At 35.7% G+C, this 21,913-nt stretch carries 22 protein-coding genes, 1 tRNA gene and 4 pseudogenes; 6 read left to right on the plus strand and 21 right to left on the minus strand.

Going from position 1 to position 21,913, the window contains the following annotated elements; all coding sequences use genetic code 11:
- The first annotated feature begins 30 nt into the window (after window positions 1-30).
- Both serS and purD read left to right on the plus strand, forming a co-directional pair.
- Window positions 31-1,308 carry a serine--tRNA ligase gene (gene serS, locus AAGD84_RS02515; protein ID WP_253303755.1) on the plus strand — a complete coding sequence of 426 codons (1,278 nt, stop codon included), beginning with the start codon at window positions 31-33 and terminating at the stop codon, window positions 1,306-1,308.
- Window positions 1,309-1,342: 34 nt separating this feature from the next.
- Window positions 1,343-2,614, plus strand: coding sequence for a phosphoribosylamine--glycine ligase (gene purD / locus AAGD84_RS02520; protein WP_138264878.1), 1,272 nt, complete (start codon window positions 1,343-1,345; stop codon window positions 2,612-2,614).
- Window positions 2,615-2,916: 302 nt separating this feature from the next.
- Here the strand turns inward: purD and AAGD84_RS02525 are convergent, their stop codons facing one another.
- Both AAGD84_RS02525 and AAGD84_RS02530 read right to left on the minus strand, forming a co-directional pair.
- Window positions 2,917-3,093, minus strand: a complete 177-nt coding sequence (locus AAGD84_RS02525) for a hypothetical protein (protein WP_264723041.1) — start codon at window positions 3,091-3,093, stop codon at window positions 2,917-2,919.
- Between the two features lie 80 nt (window positions 3,094-3,173).
- Window positions 3,174-4,033, minus strand: a protein-coding gene (locus AAGD84_RS02530; protein ID WP_264705388.1) for an IS630 family transposase whose coding sequence is annotated in 2 segments (ribosomal slippage) — window positions 3,174-3,709 and window positions 3,709-4,033 — 861 coding nt in all. Because the reading frame shifts where the segments join, the coding sequence is not laid out codon by codon here.
- Between the two features lie 61 nt (window positions 4,034-4,094).
- Here AAGD84_RS02530 and AAGD84_RS02535 point away from each other — a divergent pair.
- The 3 genes and pseudogenes from AAGD84_RS02535 to gatC form a co-directional block, all read left to right on the plus strand.
- Window positions 4,095-4,676: pseudogene (locus tag AAGD84_RS02535) on the plus strand (ankyrin repeat domain-containing protein); the annotation flags it as partial.
- A gap of 303 nt (window positions 4,677-4,979) precedes the next feature.
- Window positions 4,980-5,906 (plus strand): ribose-phosphate diphosphokinase, encoded by a 927-nt coding sequence (locus AAGD84_RS02540; RefSeq protein ID WP_264723118.1) that lies wholly within the window; start codon window positions 4,980-4,982, stop codon window positions 5,904-5,906.
- A complete protein-coding gene (gatC, locus tag AAGD84_RS02545) occupies window positions 5,896-6,249 on the plus strand; it encodes an Asp-tRNA(Asn)/Glu-tRNA(Gln) amidotransferase subunit GatC (protein WP_264373789.1) in 354 nt (117 codons plus the stop codon). Before AAGD84_RS02540 ends, gatC begins: the two co-directional genes overlap by 11 nt.
- Before the next feature lie 41 nt (window positions 6,250-6,290).
- Here the strand turns inward: gatC and AAGD84_RS02550 are convergent, their stop codons facing one another.
- The 17 genes and pseudogenes from AAGD84_RS02550 to AAGD84_RS02630 all read right to left on the minus strand — a co-directional run bounded on the left by AAGD84_RS02550 (window position 6,291) and on the right by AAGD84_RS02630 (window position 19,695).
- Entirely contained in the window at window positions 6,291-7,553 is a 1,263-nt protein-coding gene (locus AAGD84_RS02550) for a Tol-Pal system protein TolB (RefSeq protein WP_006279726.1), read from the minus strand.
- A 5-nt stretch (window positions 7,554-7,558) separates the two neighbouring features.
- Entirely contained in the window at window positions 7,559-9,193 is a 1,635-nt protein-coding gene (locus tag AAGD84_RS02555; protein ID WP_341818112.1) for a ribonuclease J, read from the minus strand.
- A 192-nt stretch (window positions 9,194-9,385) separates the two neighbouring features.
- A complete protein-coding gene (gene dnaJ / locus AAGD84_RS02560) occupies window positions 9,386-10,519 on the minus strand; it encodes a molecular chaperone DnaJ (protein WP_341818113.1) in 1,134 nt (377 codons plus the stop codon).
- Between the two features lie 82 nt (window positions 10,520-10,601).
- Window positions 10,602-10,679, minus strand: a tRNA-Arg gene (locus AAGD84_RS02565).
- Window positions 10,680-10,745: 66 nt separating this feature from the next.
- A complete protein-coding gene (locus tag AAGD84_RS02570) occupies window positions 10,746-11,714 on the minus strand; it encodes a hypothetical protein (RefSeq protein ID WP_265038336.1) in 969 nt (322 codons plus the stop codon).
- Between the two features lie 214 nt (window positions 11,715-11,928).
- Window positions 11,929-12,339 carry a hypothetical protein gene (locus AAGD84_RS02575; RefSeq protein WP_264707092.1) on the minus strand — a complete coding sequence of 137 codons (411 nt, stop codon included), beginning with the start codon at window positions 12,337-12,339 and terminating at the stop codon, window positions 11,929-11,931.
- Between the two features lie 100 nt (window positions 12,340-12,439).
- Window positions 12,440-13,360 carry a group II intron maturase-specific domain-containing protein gene (locus AAGD84_RS02580; protein WP_264723114.1) on the minus strand — a complete coding sequence of 307 codons (921 nt, stop codon included), beginning with the start codon at window positions 13,358-13,360 and terminating at the stop codon, window positions 12,440-12,442.
- A complete protein-coding gene (locus AAGD84_RS02585; protein WP_209473350.1) occupies window positions 13,306-13,674 on the minus strand; it encodes a reverse transcriptase/maturase family protein in 369 nt (122 codons plus the stop codon). The genes AAGD84_RS02580 and AAGD84_RS02585 overlap by 55 nt, the downstream gene beginning before the upstream one ends.
- Window positions 13,675-14,010: a reverse transcriptase N-terminal domain-containing protein gene (locus tag AAGD84_RS02590; RefSeq protein ID WP_209473178.1), complete on the minus strand. Its 336-nt coding sequence runs from the start codon at window positions 14,008-14,010 to the stop codon at window positions 13,675-13,677. It abuts the gene before it with no gap.
- A gap of 502 nt (window positions 14,011-14,512) precedes the next feature.
- A pseudogene (locus AAGD84_RS02595) lies at window positions 14,513-14,860 on the minus strand (PD-(D/E)XK nuclease family transposase); the annotation flags it as partial.
- Between the two features lie 7 nt (window positions 14,861-14,867).
- Window positions 14,868-16,247 (minus strand): annotated as a pseudogene (locus tag AAGD84_RS02600) (IS4 family transposase).
- Window positions 16,248-16,301: 54 nt separating this feature from the next.
- Window positions 16,302-16,914: pseudogene (locus AAGD84_RS02605) on the minus strand (DUF6444 domain-containing protein); the annotation flags it as partial.
- 64 nt (window positions 16,915-16,978) lie between these two features.
- A complete protein-coding gene (locus AAGD84_RS02610) occupies window positions 16,979-17,152 on the minus strand; it encodes a hypothetical protein (protein ID WP_264722855.1) in 174 nt (57 codons plus the stop codon).
- An 11-nt stretch (window positions 17,153-17,163) separates the two neighbouring features.
- Complete coding sequence (ltrA, locus tag AAGD84_RS02615; RefSeq protein ID WP_338476458.1) at window positions 17,164-18,465, minus strand: group II intron reverse transcriptase/maturase; 1,302 nt, start codon at window positions 18,463-18,465, stop codon at window positions 17,164-17,166.
- Window positions 18,450-18,959 carry a hypothetical protein gene (locus tag AAGD84_RS02620; RefSeq protein WP_341817816.1) on the minus strand — a complete coding sequence of 170 codons (510 nt, stop codon included), beginning with the start codon at window positions 18,957-18,959 and terminating at the stop codon, window positions 18,450-18,452. The genes ltrA and AAGD84_RS02620 overlap by 16 nt, the downstream gene beginning before the upstream one ends.
- Complete coding sequence (locus AAGD84_RS02625; RefSeq protein ID WP_341818114.1) at window positions 18,868-19,263, minus strand: DUF3168 domain-containing protein; 396 nt, start codon at window positions 19,261-19,263, stop codon at window positions 18,868-18,870. The genes AAGD84_RS02620 and AAGD84_RS02625 overlap by 92 nt, the downstream gene beginning before the upstream one ends.
- A gap of 135 nt (window positions 19,264-19,398) precedes the next feature.
- Entirely contained in the window at window positions 19,399-19,695 is a 297-nt protein-coding gene (locus AAGD84_RS02630; RefSeq protein WP_341818115.1) for a head-tail connector protein, read from the minus strand.
- 87 nt (window positions 19,696-19,782) lie between these two features.
- Here AAGD84_RS02630 and AAGD84_RS02635 point away from each other — a divergent pair, with 87 nt between their 5' ends.
- Window positions 19,783-21,108, plus strand: a complete 1,326-nt coding sequence (locus tag AAGD84_RS02635; protein WP_341817859.1) for an IS4 family transposase — start codon at window positions 19,783-19,785, stop codon at window positions 21,106-21,108.
- Here AAGD84_RS02635 and AAGD84_RS02640 read toward each other — a convergent pair.
- Both AAGD84_RS02640 and AAGD84_RS02645 read right to left on the minus strand, forming a co-directional pair.
- Window positions 21,085-21,387, minus strand: coding sequence for a head-tail connector protein (locus AAGD84_RS02640; protein WP_341817498.1), 303 nt, complete (start codon window positions 21,385-21,387; stop codon window positions 21,085-21,087). The two genes, AAGD84_RS02635 and AAGD84_RS02640, sit on opposite strands and share 24 nt — an antisense overlap.
- A gap of 136 nt (window positions 21,388-21,523) precedes the next feature.
- Window positions 21,524-21,835 carry a hypothetical protein gene (locus AAGD84_RS02645; RefSeq protein ID WP_319803698.1) on the minus strand — a complete coding sequence of 104 codons (312 nt, stop codon included), beginning with the start codon at window positions 21,833-21,835 and terminating at the stop codon, window positions 21,524-21,526.
- Window positions 21,836-21,913: the final 78 nt, after the last annotated feature.

Raw genomic sequence — 21,913 nt, forward strand, 5'->3', positions numbered from 1 at the left:
ACAGTAACAATGTTAGTAATAGCACAATATATGCACGATATAGAATATATACGCAAAAACCCTGAAGGATTTGAAAAGGCAATGAAAAGCAGGGGAATTAGAGAATCTACTGCGGAAGAGATATTAGAAATCGATCACGAGAAAAGATCATTAACCACTAAACTGCAGGATTTGAATAGGCAGCGCAATGAAATCACAGAGGAAATAAAAAAGCTTAAAATGAGCAAGAGCCCCTGTGAAGAGCAAATAGAGTTGTCAAAAAGCATCACAAATGAGATAGAGGCAATCAGCTTAAAAGAACAAGCAGAAAAGGATAAGTTAGTGAATGTTTTATCTAACTTGCCGAATATTCCTGCGCAAGATGTGCCAATAGGCGCAGATGAGAACTCTAATTTAGAGGTGAGAAGATATGGAGGAAAAAGACAGTTTGATTTTGTACCAGAATCTCATTATGAACTCGGAGAAAAATTAGGTTTAATGGACTTCGAACAAGCGGCGAGAATTTCCGGATCAAGATTTACGATATTAAAAGGACAGTTAGCTAAGCTTGGACGAGCGCTAATAAATTTTATGCTTGAAATGCATGTTAATGAATTTGGCTATACTGAGCTGTACCACCCGACTTTGGTGAAAAACGAGGCTATGTATAATGTTGGTCAGCTACCGAAATTTTCTGACGATTCGTATTTAACTACCGACGAATTGAGGTTGATTCCCACAAGTGAAGTGTTTTTAACAAATTTAGTTGCTGACAAAATAATGGAAGAAAAAGAACTGCCTATTCGCTTTACTGCATATTCGGAGTGCTTTCGTAAAGAAGCAGGCAGCGCAGGGCGAGACACGAGAGGTATGATAAGGCAACACCAATTTGGTAAAGTGGAGTTGGTAAGCATCACAACTGAAGACCAATCAAATGATGAGCTTGAGCGTATGACGAGTGTTGCTGAAGAGATATTAAAAAAATTAGAATTGCCATACAGAGTAATGCTGCTTTGCAGTGGCGATATGGGTTTTGCTGCACAAAGGACTTATGACATAGAGGTATGGTTACCTGGGCAAAATAAATATAGAGAAATATCAAGCTGCTCAAATTGTGGTGCATTTCAAGCAAGAAGGATGAACGCTAAATACTCTTCAGAAACTGATAAAAAGATGAAAAAATATATTCACACTTTAAACGGCTCAGCTTTAGCTATAGGAAGAACGATTATTGCCATAATGGAGAATTATCAAAATTCTGACGGGTCGATTGCAATACCAAACGTGTTGCAAAAATACATGAGTAATGATACTGTTATAAGCAAATAATAATTTTGACATATAGAAAAGCGAGGAAATAAAGATGAAGGTTCTGGTTATAGGTTCTGGTGGGCGTGAGCACGCTCTACTTTGGGCTCTAAAAAAATCTCCTATCTTGACTGAGTTATATGTAACTCCTGGTCGCCAAGCTATGAAAGATCTTGGGGCTCTTGTGGATGTAAATATTCAAAATTCAGTGGATGTTACACAATTTTGCAAGAGAGAAAATATAGAGTTGGTTGTTATTGGTCCAGAACAACCAATAATTGATGGGCTTGCTGATGATTTAGTTGCAGAGGGAATAAATGTTTTTGCTCCAAGTCAAGCAACTGCAAAACTTGAGGGATCGAAGTCTTTCACCAAGGGACTATGTAAACGATATGGTATACCAACTGCCAAGTACGAGTGTTTTGTTGATGAAGGGTTAGCTAAAGATTTTGTACGTAGCAATAAAATAAAGTTTCCACTTGTAGTGAAAGCAAATGGAATTGCAGCAGGAAAAGGGGTGGTTATATGTAATACAGAAAGCGAAGCTTTTTCAGCAATAAATTCAATGCTAGTGGAGAAAAAATTTGGTGAATCAGGTGAAGAAATAATCATAGAAGAGTTTTTAGTTGGAGAAGAAGTAAGTTTTTTTGCTCTTATTGATGGGTTGAAAGTAGTAACTCTTGGGTGTGCAAAAGATTATAAGAGAGTTGATGAAAGTAATGAAAGCCAAAATACTGGAGGTATGGGGTCGTACTCATCACCTTCAATTATAAGTAAGGACATGGAGCAAAAAATTATCCAAAAAATAATATACCCTACAGCTCAAGCATTGGTTAACATGGGTACGTCTTATAAAGGAGTACTCTTTGCTGGTTTAATGATTTGCAAAGATAGCCCAAAACTTCTCGAGTATAACGTTAGATTCGGTGATCCAGAAACGCAATCTATATTACCTAGATTTGATTCAAATTGCGATTTGTTAAAATTGATGTTGTCAGTTGCAGAAGGAAAGTTAAATGTCAAAATGGTGGAACTTAACAACAAATCTACAGTTTGTGTAGTTGTTGCAAGTAAAGGCTATCCGGGTGATTATCAAAAGGGAGAAGTAATTAAAGGATTAGATAAGATTGAAAGCATTCCTGGTGTGTTGGTGTTTCATGCTGGTACTAAATTCGATGAAAGTGGTAACTTAGTTTCCGATGGCGGAAGAGTGCTAAATATAGTAGCAGAAGGGAGCACTATAGAGGAAGCCAAAAGTAAGGTGTACTCAGCATTAAATTTTTTAGAATGGCCAGGGGGCTTCTTCAGATACGATATCGGTAGTTAATGTTAGCTGTCGGTTAGCAGGTGGTTCACAGAAACGAAAAAACCTACTTGACACCCTTCGCCAGCGCCCTTATCATGATAGTGAAGCTATTGTATTTGCTTTCGCCAATCTGCAGATTAAAAGGTAAGGATTACTTAATGTATCGGCGTCTTATGTTCAATTTTTTGCAGTATATAGATACTGTATGTCTTTACAAAACTTCATCTACATCTAGATTTTTATCTAAATAAGCTGAACGCGCTTATAAAGCGTTACAAGACATCAAAAAATGCCAATACTCGACAGAGATAGTAAAAGACTAGCTAACTCGGGGATTCTTTGTCTTTTTTTCTGCTTAGTAAATTTCTTAAACATTTGCAGCGTAAGTTAGTTGCAATTAAAAGCAGCTTAATCTTGCTTGTCAAGCGTTTAAAACATAAAAAACGCCAATATTTTAAAGCGGATAATAACCCCAGGGCTTCTTTTGCCTTTTTTTTCATTTGGTAAATTTCTTAATATTTATGGCTAAAGATTGCACGAATGTTGCAATTATAGCATTTCTCATAATAGTCCGAACAGGTCATAGGAAGGCAGAATCAACAGCACGACGAAAGGATTCGAATAGAGGAATGTTTTTCCTGGCTCTGTTTTTTATAGCAAACCAATGATGCTCAATTTTGTTGAAATCTGGAGAATAAGGCGGCAGATACAAAATTTCTGCACCAACCCCTTTAGCAAGCTCGATAATCTTATCAGACTTATGAAAAGTAGCATTGTCAAGAATGACAGTCTGTCCAGGTTCCAAGATCGGTGTCAAAAATTGCTCAAACCATCCATTAAAAACATCCATATTACAGTGGCCTTCAAAGGTTAACGGAACAACTATCTTTCTTCCACTTAAGGCTGCAACCATACTGATTCGTTGAGTTTTCTTTCCAGATTTTAAGGCATAAAACCGCTGTCCTTTCTGGCAATATCCGTAGGGGTAGTCTTCGGTGTTATCAATGCCAGACTCATCTATATACACTAAGTTTTTAGGTTCTTTTGTCGCTATAATTTTCAAAAATTCAGCACGTTTTTCTTCGTTTCTTTCCTTGTATCCATATGTCTTTTTTTGCGCGTAAATCCAATTTTTTTAAGGGCTCGATAGATCGTTTGGATACTAACGTTGTTCCAAAGTTTAGCCATTTCCGATAGAGTCTTTCCTCCGTGTTCTCTGGCAAATTTGGCAAAGGTATCCCAGTCGGTAATTTTGTGATTGTAACCCCCATTTCCAAGTTTTTTTGATTGAAAGTCTCCTGTTTCTTTTCTTCTTTGCTGCCACTCCCATAAAGTAGTTCGTCCAATCTTAAATCTTGCTGCCACTGTTTCTCTGCTTTCTCCTTCGTCTAGCGCTTCCATTGCTTTTTTTCTTAAATCATAACTATATGCTGCTGGCATTCAACCTCCTTATCATCATCTACCCTTATCCTATCACATCCGGACTTTTATGGAAAGAGCTATACTAGCTAGCCATGGTGCATTGATTAATGAAAGAGAAAGTACCGAAGGGTATACTCCTCTTCACTTTGCTGCTTTGTATGGGAACAAAAATATAATACAAGCCTTAATTGATAAGGGACAAGATATTGAAGATGTGGACAATAATGGGCGAACAGCTCTGTTTTTAGCTGCTAGGCAGTGCACTGAAGCAGAAGATGATAGCAGAATAGAAATTATCAAGTATTTGATAGACAAGCTCAAAGCAGATGTAACAAAGAAAGACAATAATAACAATGCAGTACTCTTTCCTGCCGCTAATAATTGCCCTGGAAAAGTGGTAGAATTCATCATTGAGCAATATATAAAAATCTTTGAGTTAGAGAATTTTATCAACCACAAAAATAATGATGGAATGGATGCTTTGGATATTGCGCTGAATAGTGGAAACGAGAAAGCTATTGAAGTATTAAGATCATATGGAGCAGATATCAAGAATAAGGTAGATGGTAGCATTCAAAAAATTACTGCAGAAAAACCAAGTAGTACCCTAGACAGAGCAGAAAGTGCAGAGGTAGCACCTCCAATTAAGCAAAGAGTATAAAGCTTTTTATAAAGCGATTATAAATTTCAGTAAGTTGCAGAGGCTCTACAATGGGAAGTGTAGTATGTTAGCAGATACAAATGACTAGATAAATTATATTTCATTAAAGTCATTTATCTTGAAACATAAGCAGGATTTTGTATAGTTGTTTCAATTTGGGTCTGTATATTGAAACAACGCGTGAAAATGACAGGTCATTGTACAAGAGATACCTAATTCGCCGACAAGAATACTAGATAAAGAAACTTACATTTCAATTATTTCACAATTTCTGTATAATCTTAAAAACTCAATTAGTGCGTTATGAAGATAATAATAGGTAATGCTAGTAAGGAATTAGGGGAATCAGTAGTTAACCGGCTAGATGTTCAACCATCCTCTGCTTGGATATCAAAGTTTACCGATGGTGAGGTAAATGTAGAAGTAGCAAATGATCTGTATAATCAAGAAGTATACATAGTACAATCTCTTTCTCCACCTGTGAATGATAACCTTATGGAGCTTCTGCTTATAATTGATGCAGTAAATAGATTAGGAGCCAAAAGGATAGTAGTAATTATCCCTTATTATGGATATAGCAGGCAAGATAGAATTATCAAGAACAATAATATGCAATCTGCTTTAAGTGCTAAATTAGTTGCAAATCTTATTCAAACTGCAGGTGCAAGTAGTGTTGCAGTTATTGATTTGCACTCAAGTCAAATTGAAGGATTCTTTGATGTACCGATAACTAATTTGAACTGCTTTGAAGCATTTGTTGACTCTATAAACACGGAAAATTTGACAATTGTTGCACCTGATGTTGGAGCAATTGGCAGAGCACGTGCTTTTGCGAGAGCTTTAGAGGAAAAGTACAAGATAGGGTTAAGTGATAAGATTATTGTAGTAGATAAATATAGGGAGAGAGCAGGCACATCTCAAGTAATGAACATAATAGGAGAAGTTGCAAACAAAAATTGTGTCATTGTTGATGATATAGTCGACTCTGGTGGAACGTTGTGTAATGCAGCTCTTGCTTTAAAAAATTGTGGAGCAAAATCCGTAACTTCATGCATCACACACGGTGTGCTTTCAGGAAGTGCAGTTGAGAAAATCTCTTCCTCTTCTTTAGATAAATTAGTGATTACGGATACCATACTTCACAAACTTGAAAAAACTGGTAAAATAGAAGTTGTTTCGGTTGTAAATATTTTAACTCACTTCATCCAAGGAGGTAGAAATGCCAGCTAAGTCAACAGAAGATGTTATTACTTCACTAATAGAATTTGCAAATAAGAGAAAAATAACAATTACCAAAGAAGAAATGCTTAAAATTGCACAGCTTGTAAGGATTAAGTTATCAAATGACGAGATTGATCACTACTCCAAAGAACTGACAATGCTGGATTGGATACACGATACTTTATTGCAAGTTAATACTGAAGGTGTTTCTCCTATGCGTTATGGCAGTATAGACAAGGATATTCATGTACGCGATGATGTTATAAATTCTCAAAATATTAAAGAAGAGATATTGTCCAATACAAAACCTGAGCATGGGTATTTCGTAGTGCCAAAGGTTATAAGCAATTAAAGTAAAATAAGGCTCATATCAAATCTATAATAGATCTACTTTCAAAAATAAGACCAATCCGGTAAAGAAGCATTTGTGGGAGTGGAAACCATTTTTTGATTTTTCTTTACTAAGTCTACTAAATATAGTTTAGAGTTGCTTGGTGATTCTGTTCTTGTAAAAATGATTTCTCTACCATTTGGTAGCCATGCTGGGGATTCAATTTTATGCCCCTCTGAAAGCAGACGTTCTTCTTTGCCATCTGGCTTCATAACTCCTATGTAAAATTTTCCTGACTGAATCTTTGTAAAAGCTATCAGATCTCCTTTTGGCGACCAAACAGGCGTAGCATATCTTCCACTCCCAAAACTAATTCTTTTAGGTTTTTTACTTTTGTTAGTAAAATCGATAACGTACAGTTGCTGACTCCCACTTATATCAGAACTAAAAGCCATATACTTTTGATCTGGAGAAAAAGAGGGAGAAGTGCTTATAGCTGAACCTTTAGTAATTTTTTTTGTTCGTTTACTACTTAAATCCAAAGATAATATATTCGTTTCACCACCCAATGAGTGGGAAATTAAAAGAGATTTACCATCGGGAGAAAATCTTGGTGCAGAAACAACTCCTTCAAATGCGCTGATTATTGATTCAGTGTTATCTTTTAAATTTTTTAATATTATATAACTTTTACCATTTGCGTACGAGATATAAACAATGCCCTTTCCATTTGGTGAGAATCTCGGTGTTGACACAAATCTATCGCCATTTGTTAAGTATTTTATATTACTTCCATCTTGATTCATCACAGCAATTTTACGCACAGATTTGTAGTTGCTATCTTTTTCTTCAGCGATATACGTGATTTTTGTGTTGAAGTGCCCTTTCTCACCAATTAATCTATCATGTATCACATCCGAAACGAGGTGACCAATTTTTCTCCAGTCTTTTGCTGGAAAAACAACTGACTGAGTAAGTAATTCTCTTTTTGTAAAAGCGTCAAATAAACGAAATGATAGCTCTAATGCACTACCAGATATTTCGCTTAAACTTACTGTGACTACAGTATCGCTTTTCCAAGATTTAGATTCAGCTTCCGCGCCACGTTTTACATTAAATAAGCCACAATTAGATAAATTTGTTCCTATTACCTTTGCAATATTTTCGCTTAATTCGCTTTCCAACGCTGTTTTACATGTACATTTAGATACAACAAGACCAATGTTACCAACACTGCTTTTTTTTATATCAACATATAAAGCAGCTTTTGTAAAATAAGGAATAAATAACGAAATAAATAACACCAGATGAACGAATAGCTTCATTCATTTCATACCTGTTCTATCTGAACCTCAATTATAGGTCTTTTTAGTAAATATTCCTTTAAGATACTCAATATTGAACTTTCAATCTTATTTTTAATTTTTTTTGTTGGCTGCAAACTAAACAACGACTCAACTTTCTTGACAATTTTCTGTATGGTAGCTGCATCTTCTAGCACTTCAAAAACACCAGGTACAAATACTTTTGGTTTAGCAAGCAATTTATTTTTCTTGTTTACAACTGCTGTTACCACAATAACTCCGGCATCTCTCATTCTTTTACGCATTTTTATAACACTGCTCTCCGGATGACGTAGCAACATACCATCAATACCAAAGTAGTCAACATCAATTGAATCAACCTTTTCTCCGTTCTCCAAATTAACAATATCACCTGGTGCAATCATTATTGCTTTTGCCACACCGCACTCTTTAGCAAATTTTACATGTGCATGCGTGTGAATATATTCGCCGTGAACTGGAATAGACATCTTCGGTTTTATTAAAGAATACATTTCCTTTAGCTCTTCTCTTGTTGGATGCCCAGAAGCATGAACATGCTCTGTTTTTTCAGTAATAACTTCTACCCCCATCTCAATAAAGGCATTGAGCATGTTGTGCGCACGAGTTTCATTTCCAGGAATGATTTTTGACGAAAAGATCATGGTATCACCTTGCTGCATTTTAAATGCTTGATGACTCTTAGCAGCAAGTCTTGCGGTAGCTGCCAGTGGCTCACCTTGACAACCTGTGCAAAGTAGCACCAGTTCTTCCCTTGGAAAATTTACTGCTTCCTTTGCTTCAAGAAACTGAGGAGAATCAGTTAAATAACCACTATCTTGCGCAACTTTCACTATTCTCCATAAAGATCTACCAAGTAAAACTACTTTTCTATTTAGTGCTTTTGCAGCTTGGCTTATCGTTTCAATTCGTGCCACATTTGAAGCGAATAGCGAAACAGCAACTAATTTTTTAGACCGCTTTATTATGTTATAAATATTATTATAAATTTCACCTTCTGACTCAGGGTGATGCTTGCTTAATATATTGGTTGAATCGCAAATTGCTGCAAGCAGGTCACCTTTATCGCCAATTTCTTTTAGACGCTCCATATTAGAAGTTAATCCAACAACAGGTTTTGGATCAAATTTCCAGTCTCCGGTATGGAGTGCACTACCCATTTCAGTGCTAATTAATATTGAATTTGCCTCAGGAATTGAATGAGTTACATTTATAAACTCGACGGTAAAAGGACCCAAATTTATGCTGCCATTTATGTCTACCTCTTTCACAGGCACTATACCTTCCAATCGAAATTCTTTTAGTTTCTCTTTAAGAAAATTAACCGTAAACTTTGTTGTATATATGGAGCACTGCAACTCTTCCCACAAGTGGGGCACTGCACCGCAGTGGTCCTCATGTGCATGTGTAATTATTATTCCAAGTAAATCTTTTTTTCTTTGAGCAATAAAATCTATATCAGCAATGAACAGCTCAACACCTGGCATAGTTTCATCTGCAAAACCAACACCAAGGTCGATCATAATCCACTTACCTTGGTAATGATATAGGCTAACATTCATCCCGATTCTTCCTACTCCCCCAAGCGGAAGAAATAAAAACTCATTTTTGTTTATATTCATTAAATTTAAATTATTAAAACCTGAGAATAGCAAAACTTCGACCTTAAATAAAGAAATTTATTGCTTTTACATAGTTTTAAGGAACTAAGAAGTTTCTGTTGGCTAATAATAACACTATTGTTAAGTTTTCCATTAATAAGGTCAAAGAATTGCAGGATTAAATGAAAACCCGTAAACAGTTACCCCTTTATGTCATTTAGCAGATTTCTTATTTTTTTTTATTTTACTAAAAAACCCTTCAGATTGCTGTTGTACACTTGCATTTTCCTCTTCTTCAAGCGCTTTTAATAGTTCAATTTGCTTTTTAGTTAAATTTTTTGGATTTAAAGTCTCAACTATTACCTGTACGTATAAATCACCACGAGCATGTGAGTTCATATATGGCATACCCTTTTCCCTACAACGTAGTTTGGTACCAGTTTGAGTGCCTTCAGGGACCTTTACTTTTATTTTAGCTCCATCAATTGATTGAATATCGATTTCACCACCAAGCACTGCTAGTGTCATTCTTATAGGCACTTTACAGTGTAAATCTGCTTTATTTCTAGCAAAGATTTTATGGAAAATTATTTTCACGTATACGTATAAATCTCCACTTTTTCCACCTTTTGTTCCAGCTTCTCCTTTACCACTTATCCTTACCTTAGCTCCTTCTTCTATGCCTTTTGGAATTGAAACGGATATATTTACTTCATCTCTTCTACGTCCACTTCCACCACATTTCTTACATTTGTTTTGTATTATTTCTCCTTCCCCATAGCATGTAGTACATGTTCTTTCGATGGTAAAAAAGCCTTGTTGAGTTCTAATCCTACCGCTTCCCTGGCATGTGTGGCACTGAACTGGTTTAATTGCTCCTTCGCCACCTGTGCCTTGGCATGTATCACATTTTACATTTGTCACATAATGTATAGGCGCTTGTATTCCTTTAAATGCATCTTCTAAGGTAATTTCAAGATCATAACGTAGGTCTGCTCCAGATACTCCTGTTGTACTTCTTTTTGCTCTCGATCTACTTGCACCACCACCGAATCCTCCACCAAAGAAGTCATTGAATATGTCGCTAAAATCTCCTGCAGAGCTAAAGCCTTGAAATCCACCAGAAGCACCTTCGTGGCCATAACGGTCATAGCCTGCCCTTTTCTCAGAGTCAGACAGAACTTCATATGCAGCTGTTACTTCTTTAAATTTTTCCTCTGCTTCTTGATTGCCAGGATTTCTATCAGGATGATATTTTAATGCTAATTTTTTATACGCTTTTTTTATCTCATCAATACTGGCATTTCTGCCTACTTCCAGCAGATCATAGTAGTCTTTTTTGCTCATATATAATAGTTTAGTGCTTAACCTTTAAAGATAGGTATTACATATATTAATTTCAAGTGTGACTTCTGTTTCCTATAAAATGTGGTGCACCCTGAGCGACTTGAACGCCCGACCTTTTGATCCGTAGTCAAATGCTCTAATCCAACTGAGCTAAGGGTGCTTTCACAAAGTTAACTTTAGCAGGTTTTGTAGCTTGATTCAATTAATTTGGCTAAAAATAAAACTGTTAATTTTTACCACGCATGAACCACTCACAATTCCCAGACTGCTGTTCCACATTAGGATTATTAAATTCACTATAAGAAGGAGAAGCGCTTTGAGGAAAGTAAGGAGGAGCGCTTGGAGTAGTATTAGGATATTGAGGAGAGTAAGGAGGTGGTGCATCACGAGAAGAATCTCCATAACCATGCACTTGTTTAAGATAGCTATCTACCGCTCTTTCAGCTTTCTCGATATTTTCTGATTCTTCCTCATGCTTCATATGAAAAGCTAAACCACCAGCAAAACATACGAGAGAATTAACGCCAAGGATAGCTAAACCCCACACTGGTAAGACTGGGTAAACAGCACAAGCTACCAAAGCTGCCAAAGAAACAACGCCAACCGCAAATTCTATATTTCTGAACGTTTTAAATTTACTATCCAGGTAATCTATTTTTTCTTCTTTTCTAGCCACTTTTCTGCTGCTGTTATACCAAAAACACATACCAGCATGGAAAGCAACACACACAACTGCAGCTACTATACCCAAAGCTAATAGCTTTCTACTGTCTTCTGATTCTTTTTTATTCTCTTTTCTCCCTTGATGAGTGGTATTACCATTGTTAATATTCGTTATATTATTAACCGTAGTGTGACCACGTCCACCGAATAAAGAATCCATCCAGCATTGTAATAGCAAATAATCCCAAAAGTCTAAACCTCTATTGTGTACATGTATATGTGTAATCTGAGAGCCTGTAGGTTGTGCGTTATTCCCTGCGTTATATTGATCATTTCTGCTTCCTGTATCGTGCCTATTGCTTGAATTTGGATGTGTAAATTCTTCATACACATTTTTAAAATTCTCCTTGCTCCAAGTTAAATTCGGTGTATTATTACAATACTGTAGAAACCCTTCAATATTATTATTATTACCTAATTTCTTTATATAGGCTAACGCATACCTTTTTAAAACACTATCACTTGCTACCATAAATACCCTCTTAAGTTAAGATTAAATTAATAAATATTTATTATAACAAGATAACATCTACTTGTCAACTTGAGCCTGATTCAAGTATCCGTTCAGAGTGTGGCAGAAGAACTTATTCAAATAAAGTAGGTGGTAAAATATAAACATTTTATAAAGTGAAAAATGGACTTTTCAGACCACTGCCGAGCTAAAAAAGCCCTGAAAACCGTGATACTTAGGCCACTTCTTGCTTAAGCTGTACAATTTCAGCTTGAGAAAGGCCAGTGGATTCAGCTATTAAATTAACAGATACACCAGCTTTAAGTAAATTTTTTGCAACTTCGATTTTTCCTTTCTCTATACCTTCCTCAAGTTTGTATTCAAGAATGGCTTCTTCCTTACGTAGATCCATTATTCTTTCTTCATATGCTACTAAATCTTTCTCATTCCAGCAAAACTTGTCTAACTCATCATATGCTAGCTTTACTATTGGTGATTTTTCTGCTATATTCCTTAGGTCTTCATCTGTAGTTTCATCTGCATACTGTTGTCTAAGTGAAGAAGGTCGCCCCTCCTCACTCGACTTCAAAACCGTACGTGAGACTTTGCGCCTCATACGGCTTCTCTCCAATTTGGTGCTTTTCATGCACACCTCCTGTGTAATTCATCGTGACAATGTCCATGTAACAAAGATAAGTTTTTGATCATATTGTTTCGTCTATTCCGGTCTTTATGATGTATTTCTATTATATCATCACTTTCAAACCATAGTCTACATTATCACATTTACTTTGTTGTAACTTCAATAGTTTTATTACTCTTAATGGCTTATCTGGTATTTTTCTCAGACGTTTACCCCAATATACCCAATCACCATCATATGGAGATCTGGTTTTTTGCACTTTGATATGTCGTTTAATAACATGATCGCTGTGTATAATAAGATGTATCTTGTTACTTGTCATAAAACGCCAGTTATCGTTATTATACTTTTTAAAGTATTTTCTTTTTATCCAGCATTTCCCTTTGTTTGGGTGCCTAAAGACTGCCCACTTCCAGAGCTTTCTATGTATAGTATTATCCAATGAGCTAAAGATTTTACATGAAACTACCGAAGAGTAATATTGACTCCATCCTCTGTTTATTGGATTGAGATTCCTTATTATTACTTCCTGTGGCGCCCCACGCATTTCTCTAAGTTTATGTTTAATAGCAAATGTATGCTGCTTTATAGAATTACGACTTGGTTTTATTAATAATGTGTAACCTTTTTTACTTTCTTTTGTTGGATATTGTCTTATTGAAAATCCAAGAAAATCAAATCCTGGTTTTATTCCATTAATGATTTTTAATGTATGAGAAACTTTTGTCTTAGAAGACTTTAATTCTAATCCAATGGTTTTTAACCATTCTTCAACTAGAACTTTTGCCCTAAGAATAATTTCTTCACTTTCATGTATGACGACAAAATCATCACAGTAGAAAATTACACTAATAGACTTTTGCGCGTTTTTATGCGATATCCTACCATATTTTCTTTTCATGCATTGAAAGAGTTCGTTTGTTAATGCTTTTTTGACATGTTGCTCTAATCCGTGTAATGCAACACAAGCTAGCAACGGTGCCTCCTTGAATTGTACCACGTTTTGTGGATTGAAACTTTCCATCTTCCATAACGCCTGCCCTTAACCATCTTCTTATGATTTTCTTTAACGTTGGTGTGGTTTTCAAGCAGTTTATTATGGTTAATATTGTCAAAACATCCAGAAATATCAGCATCTAATACATATGCTGTTTTCTGTTTTAGCACATCAAATATGGCTTCAATTGCATCATGACATGATCTACCAGGTCTAAAACCATAAGTGTTTGGCTCAAGTTTTGCCTCCCATTCTGGTTCTAAAGCCATTTTTACAAGTGTTTGTGATATAGTAGGTATACCAAGCGGGCGATGCTCCGATGGCTTACCAGGTTTTGGGATTCAGACGCGTCTTGATGGCTTTGCTTTTTCTTTTATATCTAAAGAATATGATAGTTGTAATCTTTCTTTTTGATTAAGATTAGCCTTTCCATCAATACCTGCAGTCTTCTTCCCCCTATTGTCCTGTGTTACTTTCCTAACAGCGAGTGTTTTTGCACTTGTTGATTTGAGCAATAATTTTTGAAGATTATGCATCTTTTTGATATCATTACATTTAGAGGCTTGGTAAATTCGTTTTTGTAGCTTAAATGAAGATTTCTTCAGCTTTCGCCAAGGAATTCCATTCCATTCATACCTAGCTTTTTGCTGGTCCATAACATATTCACTACTATTCACCACTTTACCTTCCAAATTAAAGTGTTTACGTCTGCATATCCCAGATATTACTTTGGGCATTAGCTTCTTAAACAATCCTTCCACATAGCAGCTTGTGGTTGGCTACCTACTTATATTTAATGAATATAAGAGCTTTTATGTGGTTACTCCGTTCCATAGCTTCGTTTCACGTTAAACTTAGATTCCTACTATTTGCCGGAAGCTGGGAACATCAATAACTAAAGTCTTCAATCTTTAGTTCCCCTTTTGCTTCGTACCATTTTGGTCTATGCGTAGTTCAACCTCTTTTCGCATACTATGCTTTGACGACAATTCAAACATAGGTTCCTCTCGTAATCATATCTAACTCTGTTTGCAGGATGAGGTTTAGTGTTACCTGCTTTTATCTCATGCTTGCATCCCAAAGGTTGCCATCCTTTGAAATGTGAGACATACATTATCCCCGATGTCTAGGGAAGATGGAATTTAACCATCACAAAACCACGGCTTTCCGGGTCGCACTGAAGAAAAATAACCAACGATCCACTATGCTTTCTAGCTGTTCTTCCTTATTCTTAGGAAATTTAGGTAGTTCAATAAATACAAATTGAAAATCTTTTAAGTCATGCTCATTGGTTTTCTCATCTCTTATAGTGTGGCTGGATATATAATCAAGCTTATCAGGAAATAAATTACAATTAGAGATAGCAATAAAGAAAACCTTCTTTAAATCAATGTACTTACCAGATTTATCAGCTTGCCTTGAGTAAGCCTTAGCAGCATATAGTTGAGCTCGTTTCTCAAAACCTTTATCACGAGTAAACTGGTCAGGTAAGGAAGCAGTATTACTACTACTCCCTCCCTTAGAAACCTTACTATTACCCACAAATATGAGGTTCATGAGCAAGTCTCCATCCTTCTGCTAGATCAAAGAGACGTCTCCACCCTTTCCAAAGAGTAATTGGTCCTGGTTTTGGGTCGCTTTTTCTTGCTAAATGACCTCCAAGTTCACGAAACGGCTTCTTTTATAGTAGGGGCTATATTTGGACATGGTTTCCTGTGTATTTTAACATATAAAACTTTCCATTCTTCCTCAGCTAATAAGGCAGTACATAGTAATGTTGGGTTAGTTCTTGCAATTGATGTAATAAAGAAAATTCTCCAAGCAATAATGCTCATGACTGTTAAATACCTCATTAATCTTTCTGCTGTTCCAAGTCTACATTCCTCAACTTTGAGACCAGATTTTAAAATCTTATGCAATATCTATATTTTCCATCTCAAACAATACCAACTAACTTTTTCAACAGCTTCTTCAAAAGTACTGACCGGAAAAAAGCATCCACTCTAGAGGACTTGCTTCGGGAGGAGAGTTTTTTTCAACAACATGAATTGCGTGAAGTTGTAGACTCTGTCGGTTTATATTTTATGTGACCTTCTTTACATTTTATATGGCCTTCATGTGATAAATTTTCCGAATCTAATTTCTAAAAACGCTGTCCTTTTTTGCTTGTTATCTCTAGCAGGGATTTCAACTTCTACTTTTCCAGCGCAAGGGAGGCCTTGGATAAATGACCATAATTTTTGCTTGTTCCTGGTATGCATGAATTTTTTATTTACATTTCTGTTGTGGCGAGCTCTTACTAAAATTGCTGAGTTAAGATTATGTGCAAGTTCAAAAAAATCATGCATATCTGCTTCTCTGTCACATACAGTTATAGCTTCGGTTTGGGCCAGATCTATAATATTATTTGTTTTCTTTAAACTTTCTAGCCATTTCATACTTTCTTTATCCTCAATATGAACGTTGTTACGATGGCTCTTTAGTCTTTTTTCTTCTTCAGAAATGAGTTGCCTCGAGTAAATCTTTTGATCCAGTATTCCCAGCTTCCGTACTAACAGCAAGGGCTGTATGCATTACTGCTCCTTTTCCAGCAATAGTTCCCAATCCGCTTATGGCTTGAGTATGAAATATAAGTTGTATCTTGAATCACAAGAATTCTTTTATGAGCTTTTGTTCTCTCAACTGTTTTATCAATGTGTGAAGCTAGAATATCGACTTCTTTTACGTTCTCATTTTGAAAAAAACGTTATGCTGCTTTTGCTTCTGACCAACTTCCGCATGCCTCATTAATTGAGCTTTCAGGTAAACTTATCAAACTATCAGCAATCTTTACTAATCGGTCAGTTAATCTTTTATCTCCAAGTACAGCATCTCCAAATTCATTTTTAGCCCATTCATTACTCTCGTTTGCCATTTTTATACCCTCAATATTTGCAAACTCTAATATTGTAATACTTTATTTATAAGTACATTTATATTTGTGGGTAATAGTAAGATTTGATATGCTGCCAACACTTATGTTCAAATTAAAAATGTCATTTATGATACTAGCCACTTCACGCTTTGAGTTTTTGTAAAATCCGCTGAGTGCTGCAATTATAGACTTAACCCTTGGACCAAATGTATCTGGCGTAACACCTTCTGGTAACTTGCTACTTTTTCTTTTTCTGCATCTCCAACAACGACCATGTTCCAATTACTACATAAGGCCTAATTTCCGGAAGATCAACTTTTTGGTGAACATAAGGTTTTTCGCATATTACAAGCTCTCCTCCGCATTCGCAAATATTAGGCAACTCTATTTTTACTACTTTATCCGCTTCCATTGTGGCATGAAAATTTCCTTTATGCCCAACCTGATCGCCAACATTCCTTTCGCTTTTTGGCTTGTCCTTTTTTATTTTGTATAGCTCTTTTGAGCTGGGCAGGGATGAGTTTTTTGAATTTAAACCGAGCCTTTCCTTTAATTCAGCGTTCTCTATCTTTAAAGCTTTATTTTCTGCTTTTAAGTTTTCTATCTCTGCTTTCAGTTTTTCTATTTTTTGCTGTAAATTTTTGCAAAGTTCTAAAAGGTTTACCACATTAGTTATCTAAGTGAGGAAAGTCACCTCTCCCCACTCGACTTCGAAACCGGACTTGTGACTTTCACCACATCCGGCTTCTCTCTAACTTGGTGTTTGTCATACACACTCCTATGTAAATAATGTTCGGTAGAAGCTGTAGCTTTACTCCTCTCGTTTGAGTTTTATTACTACAACTCCCCCTAAAGAACCGTGCTTGCAGATTTCCCGCACACGGCTCATCAATATTAGTTTTCACAGTCGTCCCTCTTATGCATATAAAGAAAAATGTATTTTTGGCTTTGGTAATGGATTTACTTCTACGTAGTGTACAAACTGTTCCCAGGTCATACTCTTTTTCTGACTACGCCGATTTATCCATTTAAATGCTAGCTTTCTTACTGATGTGTAAAATTGTTTCAAACACCAATAATTTCCGCTAATACCAAAGTAGTTATAGTGTCCTGTTAATTTAGCCTTCAGTACTTGCCACCAATCTTTAAGTCGAATACTTCCGCGGACTATTTTCAACCACTCCTTGATTTCTTTTAGTTTTCTGGCTAGATTTAACTTAGAGGTTTTATGTCCCATCATTAATCTACCACGACGACTTTTTGCACCATAGTGCGTAAACCCCAGAAAATTGAAACTTTCCGTCCTTCGTTTCTCTCTTATCGCTCGTTGCCACTCCCTCTTGCCAAACTTTACTACTCTGGTCTTGTTTTCAGATACTTCCAACCCAAATTTATTTAGCCTTTGTTTCAGTAATTCCAGAAATTCTTCCGCGTCTACCTTACTTTCGCAACAAACCACAAAATCATCGCAAAACCTTATTACTTGTATATATCCTCTGGATCTTGGTTTAAATTTCTTTTCTATCCATAAATCCAACACATAATGTAAGTATATATTTGCTAATACAGGACTTACTATACCGCCTTGTGGTGTACCTTGTTTTGTTGCTTCATAATTTCCAGCTTCGACTATCCCTGCCTTGAGAAACCGCTTTACTAACCACAGCAAATTTGGGTCAGTTATTCGTTCCCTTAGACACCTCATTAGCCATTTATGCTGTATATTATCGTAGAACTTCTTGATATCCACTTCTACAATGTAGTTTATTGGCTTGTACATAACTGCTTTATCTAGTGCATTTACCGCTTGATGACAGTTTCTTCCTGGTCGAAATCCATATGAGCTGTCCAGAAAGTTTGCCTCGTAAATATTTTCTAATATCTTCTTCAGCATAATCTGTACTAATTTATCCTCGGTCGATGGTATTCCGAGTCCGCGTTTCTCTTTACTTCCAGCTTTCGGTATATATACCCTCTTTACTGGTTGTGGTTGATATTGCTTCCTCTTCATACTTTCTACTAGCACTTCGAGTTTCTCATTCAGATTTTCTCCGTATGATTCCACTGTTATCTGGTCTACTCCACAAGCCTTGTTACGCTTCAGTTCTTTATAACATCTCGCAAGATTCTCTGTATTTATCAGATGGACTAACGATGTGAATTTTAGTCGCTTATCTTGCTTTGCTCTTACTGCTATCTGGTTTAGTTTATATCGCATGTTATTCCTACCTCCGTTGTATTGGCATAGCAATCCCTATTCCAGTTACTATATTGCTGATCGCTTCCCCTTGTACGTGGCTTTCCCACATTCTGAGTACTATCAATCAGTCCGACTTCCCCTGCATCTTCCGCTAGTTCTTGCCTTTGTTGACTTGTTCCAACGTACCTTAATAGGAATGCATGGGATCTCCCAAGTTCACTTGAAGTCCATTTCAATACATGGCACGGTCTCAGATCCCGATAGAGTGAGTGATAACTTGCCTTTACGTTATCCTTCATGCTGTCTTCCATGGCCATGAACATGTCGACCTCTATGTCTTCAGGTATTTCGGGACTCCACTCCTTCACTTCCGTTGTGCCCTGCATTGTCCATCCCACTAGCTCTATTACACTCGTTACCTCATGCAACATAGTGGTCTGTTCCAAACTGTTGGCTAGACTTTGTTTGTGTTGGATTTTCACCAACTGTTCTCCAAGCACTTCTTGGCGCACCTAAAATGACCTCACTACTAAAACCTTCAATGCTCTTAAGTATCAAGTTAATATGCCTTATAATGGCAAACATACTGTCTATATGATAAGTATATATGTCGCATGAAAATCTTGCCTTTGTAGCAAAATTGGACAGCATATGCAGGTTATTATAATTCACTACACGCAATCTCAGGTAAGGAATGGTGACCTGTTTAGGTAAGTAGTCATAAATGTTAGTAACATATTTCCTTAAATCAGAGTTTGCTTTTAGTGCTTCATAAATGCTACTGTACAACTCGTTTATAGCTTGAATTTTTTTCATAATTAACCCTCGAAAGATATATAGAAACTCGTCATCCCGCTGCTTGTTAGCGGGATCTATGTTAAGAGATACCGCGAATGAATCGCGGTATGACGTTGGCAAGTCTTATTTACTTTAGCTATATTTCATCCTTATCTACAAAACAACCTTTGGTTCGCGAAATGGAGAATATACCTTCTTCACTTCAGATAAATGGCTACTTACCTCCGATTCACGATTTTTGTAAAGAGCAGAAACATGCCGCATAATACCTAGTTTTATCTGCTCAGGAACATTGTCATAACCAGCTTCGTATACAACATCAACTCTTATTGCATTCAAACAATTGAAAAACTCAACGTAGCCCCCTACACCACTAAAATAATACTTAAGTGTACTCTTCTCTTGATTTTTAGACATCATTGCAGTAGCCAATACTATCTTACTCACCATACGCGTCAAGTTAAGGAAATAAAGGTATGAAAGAGATAGAATAATAAGGTATAAGTTCTCCCAGATATACTTTTAGTGAGAGAACCAATGAATAAAATAACTTGCTTATCAAAAAAGCTCAAAGAATTTTTTAATGAAAAAGCAGAGAAAATCTCAATTACAACAAGGTTTATAAAAAGAAAGAGAAAGCTAAAAGGTTCATCATTCGTAAAAGCCATGGTCTTGGGTAATATAGGAGTTGATAATTGTAGCGTAGAAACAATGTGTCAATTACTAAACGAGGACTCGATAGATATAACAAAACAAGGTTTGGATTTTAGATTTACTGAAGAAGCAGTGGAATTTATGAAAAGGATGTATAATGAATCTGTGGTTCTCTTTAAAAATATCTTGCAAGTTGATTGCAAAATCTTACAGCAATTTAATAGTGTTAAATTATTGGACAGTAGCTATATTACTCTACCTAACAGTATGGAAGAGATGTATAAAGGTTATGGTACTAGCTACAGTGGCTATGAAAGCAATACTAAGTCTGGAATAAAGTTACAATTAGTTTTCGATTACATGAATCAGATAATAGACCAACTTAATTTAACGGAGGGAATAAGATCAGACCAGGGATATAGGAAACATTTAAGTAATATATCAAGCAATGATTTGCTAATATCTGATCTCGGTTATTTTGTGCCAAGTTCTTTTAAACAAATCAATGAAATAGGAGCTTATTTCATAAGTCGTTATAAATCCGATACCAACGTATATGATGTAGAAACAAATCAAAAAATGGAGTTATTAGAATGTTTAGAGGATAAGTTATTTTTAGAAAACGAGGTATTGTTAGGAAAAGAAGCAAAAATTAGAGTAAGAATTATATGTCAGAAACTAACTGAAGAACAGTCTATAGCCAGAAGAAGGAAAGCTAATAGATTAGCAAGATCGCAGGGATATACATCCTCTAAAAGAAATCAAAAATTGTTGAACTGGTCAATATTTATAACTAATGTTCCAGAAAATAAAATTAGTGCTGAGCAAGTATTAACGATTTACAGAGTAAGGTGGCAAATTGAGTTATTATTTAAATTGTATAAAAGCCATATCAGACTTGATAAGCTAAAAGGAAAGCCATGCAGAGTATTATGTGAACTATATGCTAAATTGTGCGCAATTCTTATATTTCACGGCATAGTTGGTTGCACAGAAGTGAAAAAGAATACAGAACTTAGCTTAACAAAGGCATTTATTGAGCTAAAAAGACGGGTTAGAGAGTTATTTTTAGTATTAACCAAGATTAATAGTTTAAAAGTATTTCTTAAAAAACTCACTATAACTTGGTCGCGATTTTCATTAAAAGACAAACGTAGAAGGGCTAGAGTATCCACTTTAACCTCTCTAAATTTGCTCACAATCTCTTAACTTGACGCGTATGATCTTACTCACAGGGCCATAGCTTAAATAGATCCTACGAGGTACATAATCTTCATATGAAACTTGCCATGTTTGTTTCACCAGTGACTTTTCCATATGCCATTCAGCGTAATCAGTTGCCATAAAAATTAGATCTGAAATCAACTTATCATCCTGGTCGTTCTCAATGCGTAAAAAAGATTTAACCTCTTCTAAAGTAACTGGAAAAGATTCAGGCTTAGATTTACGTTGCACAGATATTCTTGGTGAAGTAGATCTTATTGACATAATAACCCTCCTTTTTGATATAGCTAGAATAAGTAAGGTTTACCTCGTGACAGCGTGGGGCAAATCTTACTTACTTTAGCTATGCAGCTTGCATTCAACATTAAATTAAATTGGCGCAGCAACAACTCTGAGTGCTTTATCGTATGAATATATTGAAAAGAGAACGTATTAAAGCTGTTTCTCCTTTTTTATTGATAAAATTTGAACTTATAGCGTATTCAACTAGGCTAGATTTTAGTAGATTGACATTTTGAGAATGAATATTATTAAAGGTGGAGTTTAACTCTTTAGCAAGCAGACTGCGAAATTTTTGCACACTGTCATATGCGATATTTTCAAGTTCATGTGCAAATTTATCTTGAGCTATAGTTGTTATATCTTCAATTTCCTTATTAAACTCCTCTAGCTTTTTTTCGTTATTTTTAAAATTTTTCGTAAAAGTTTTCATATCAATTAAACTCAACTACTTTTATGATTATAACTGTAATAAAAAAACTACCAAAGTAAAAAATTCACACTACTGTGT

The organism is Wolbachia endosymbiont (group A) of Andrena fulva (genome assembly GCF_964026815.1).
GTDB classification, from domain to species: Bacteria; Pseudomonadota; Alphaproteobacteria; order Rickettsiales; family Anaplasmataceae; genus Wolbachia; species Wolbachia pipientis.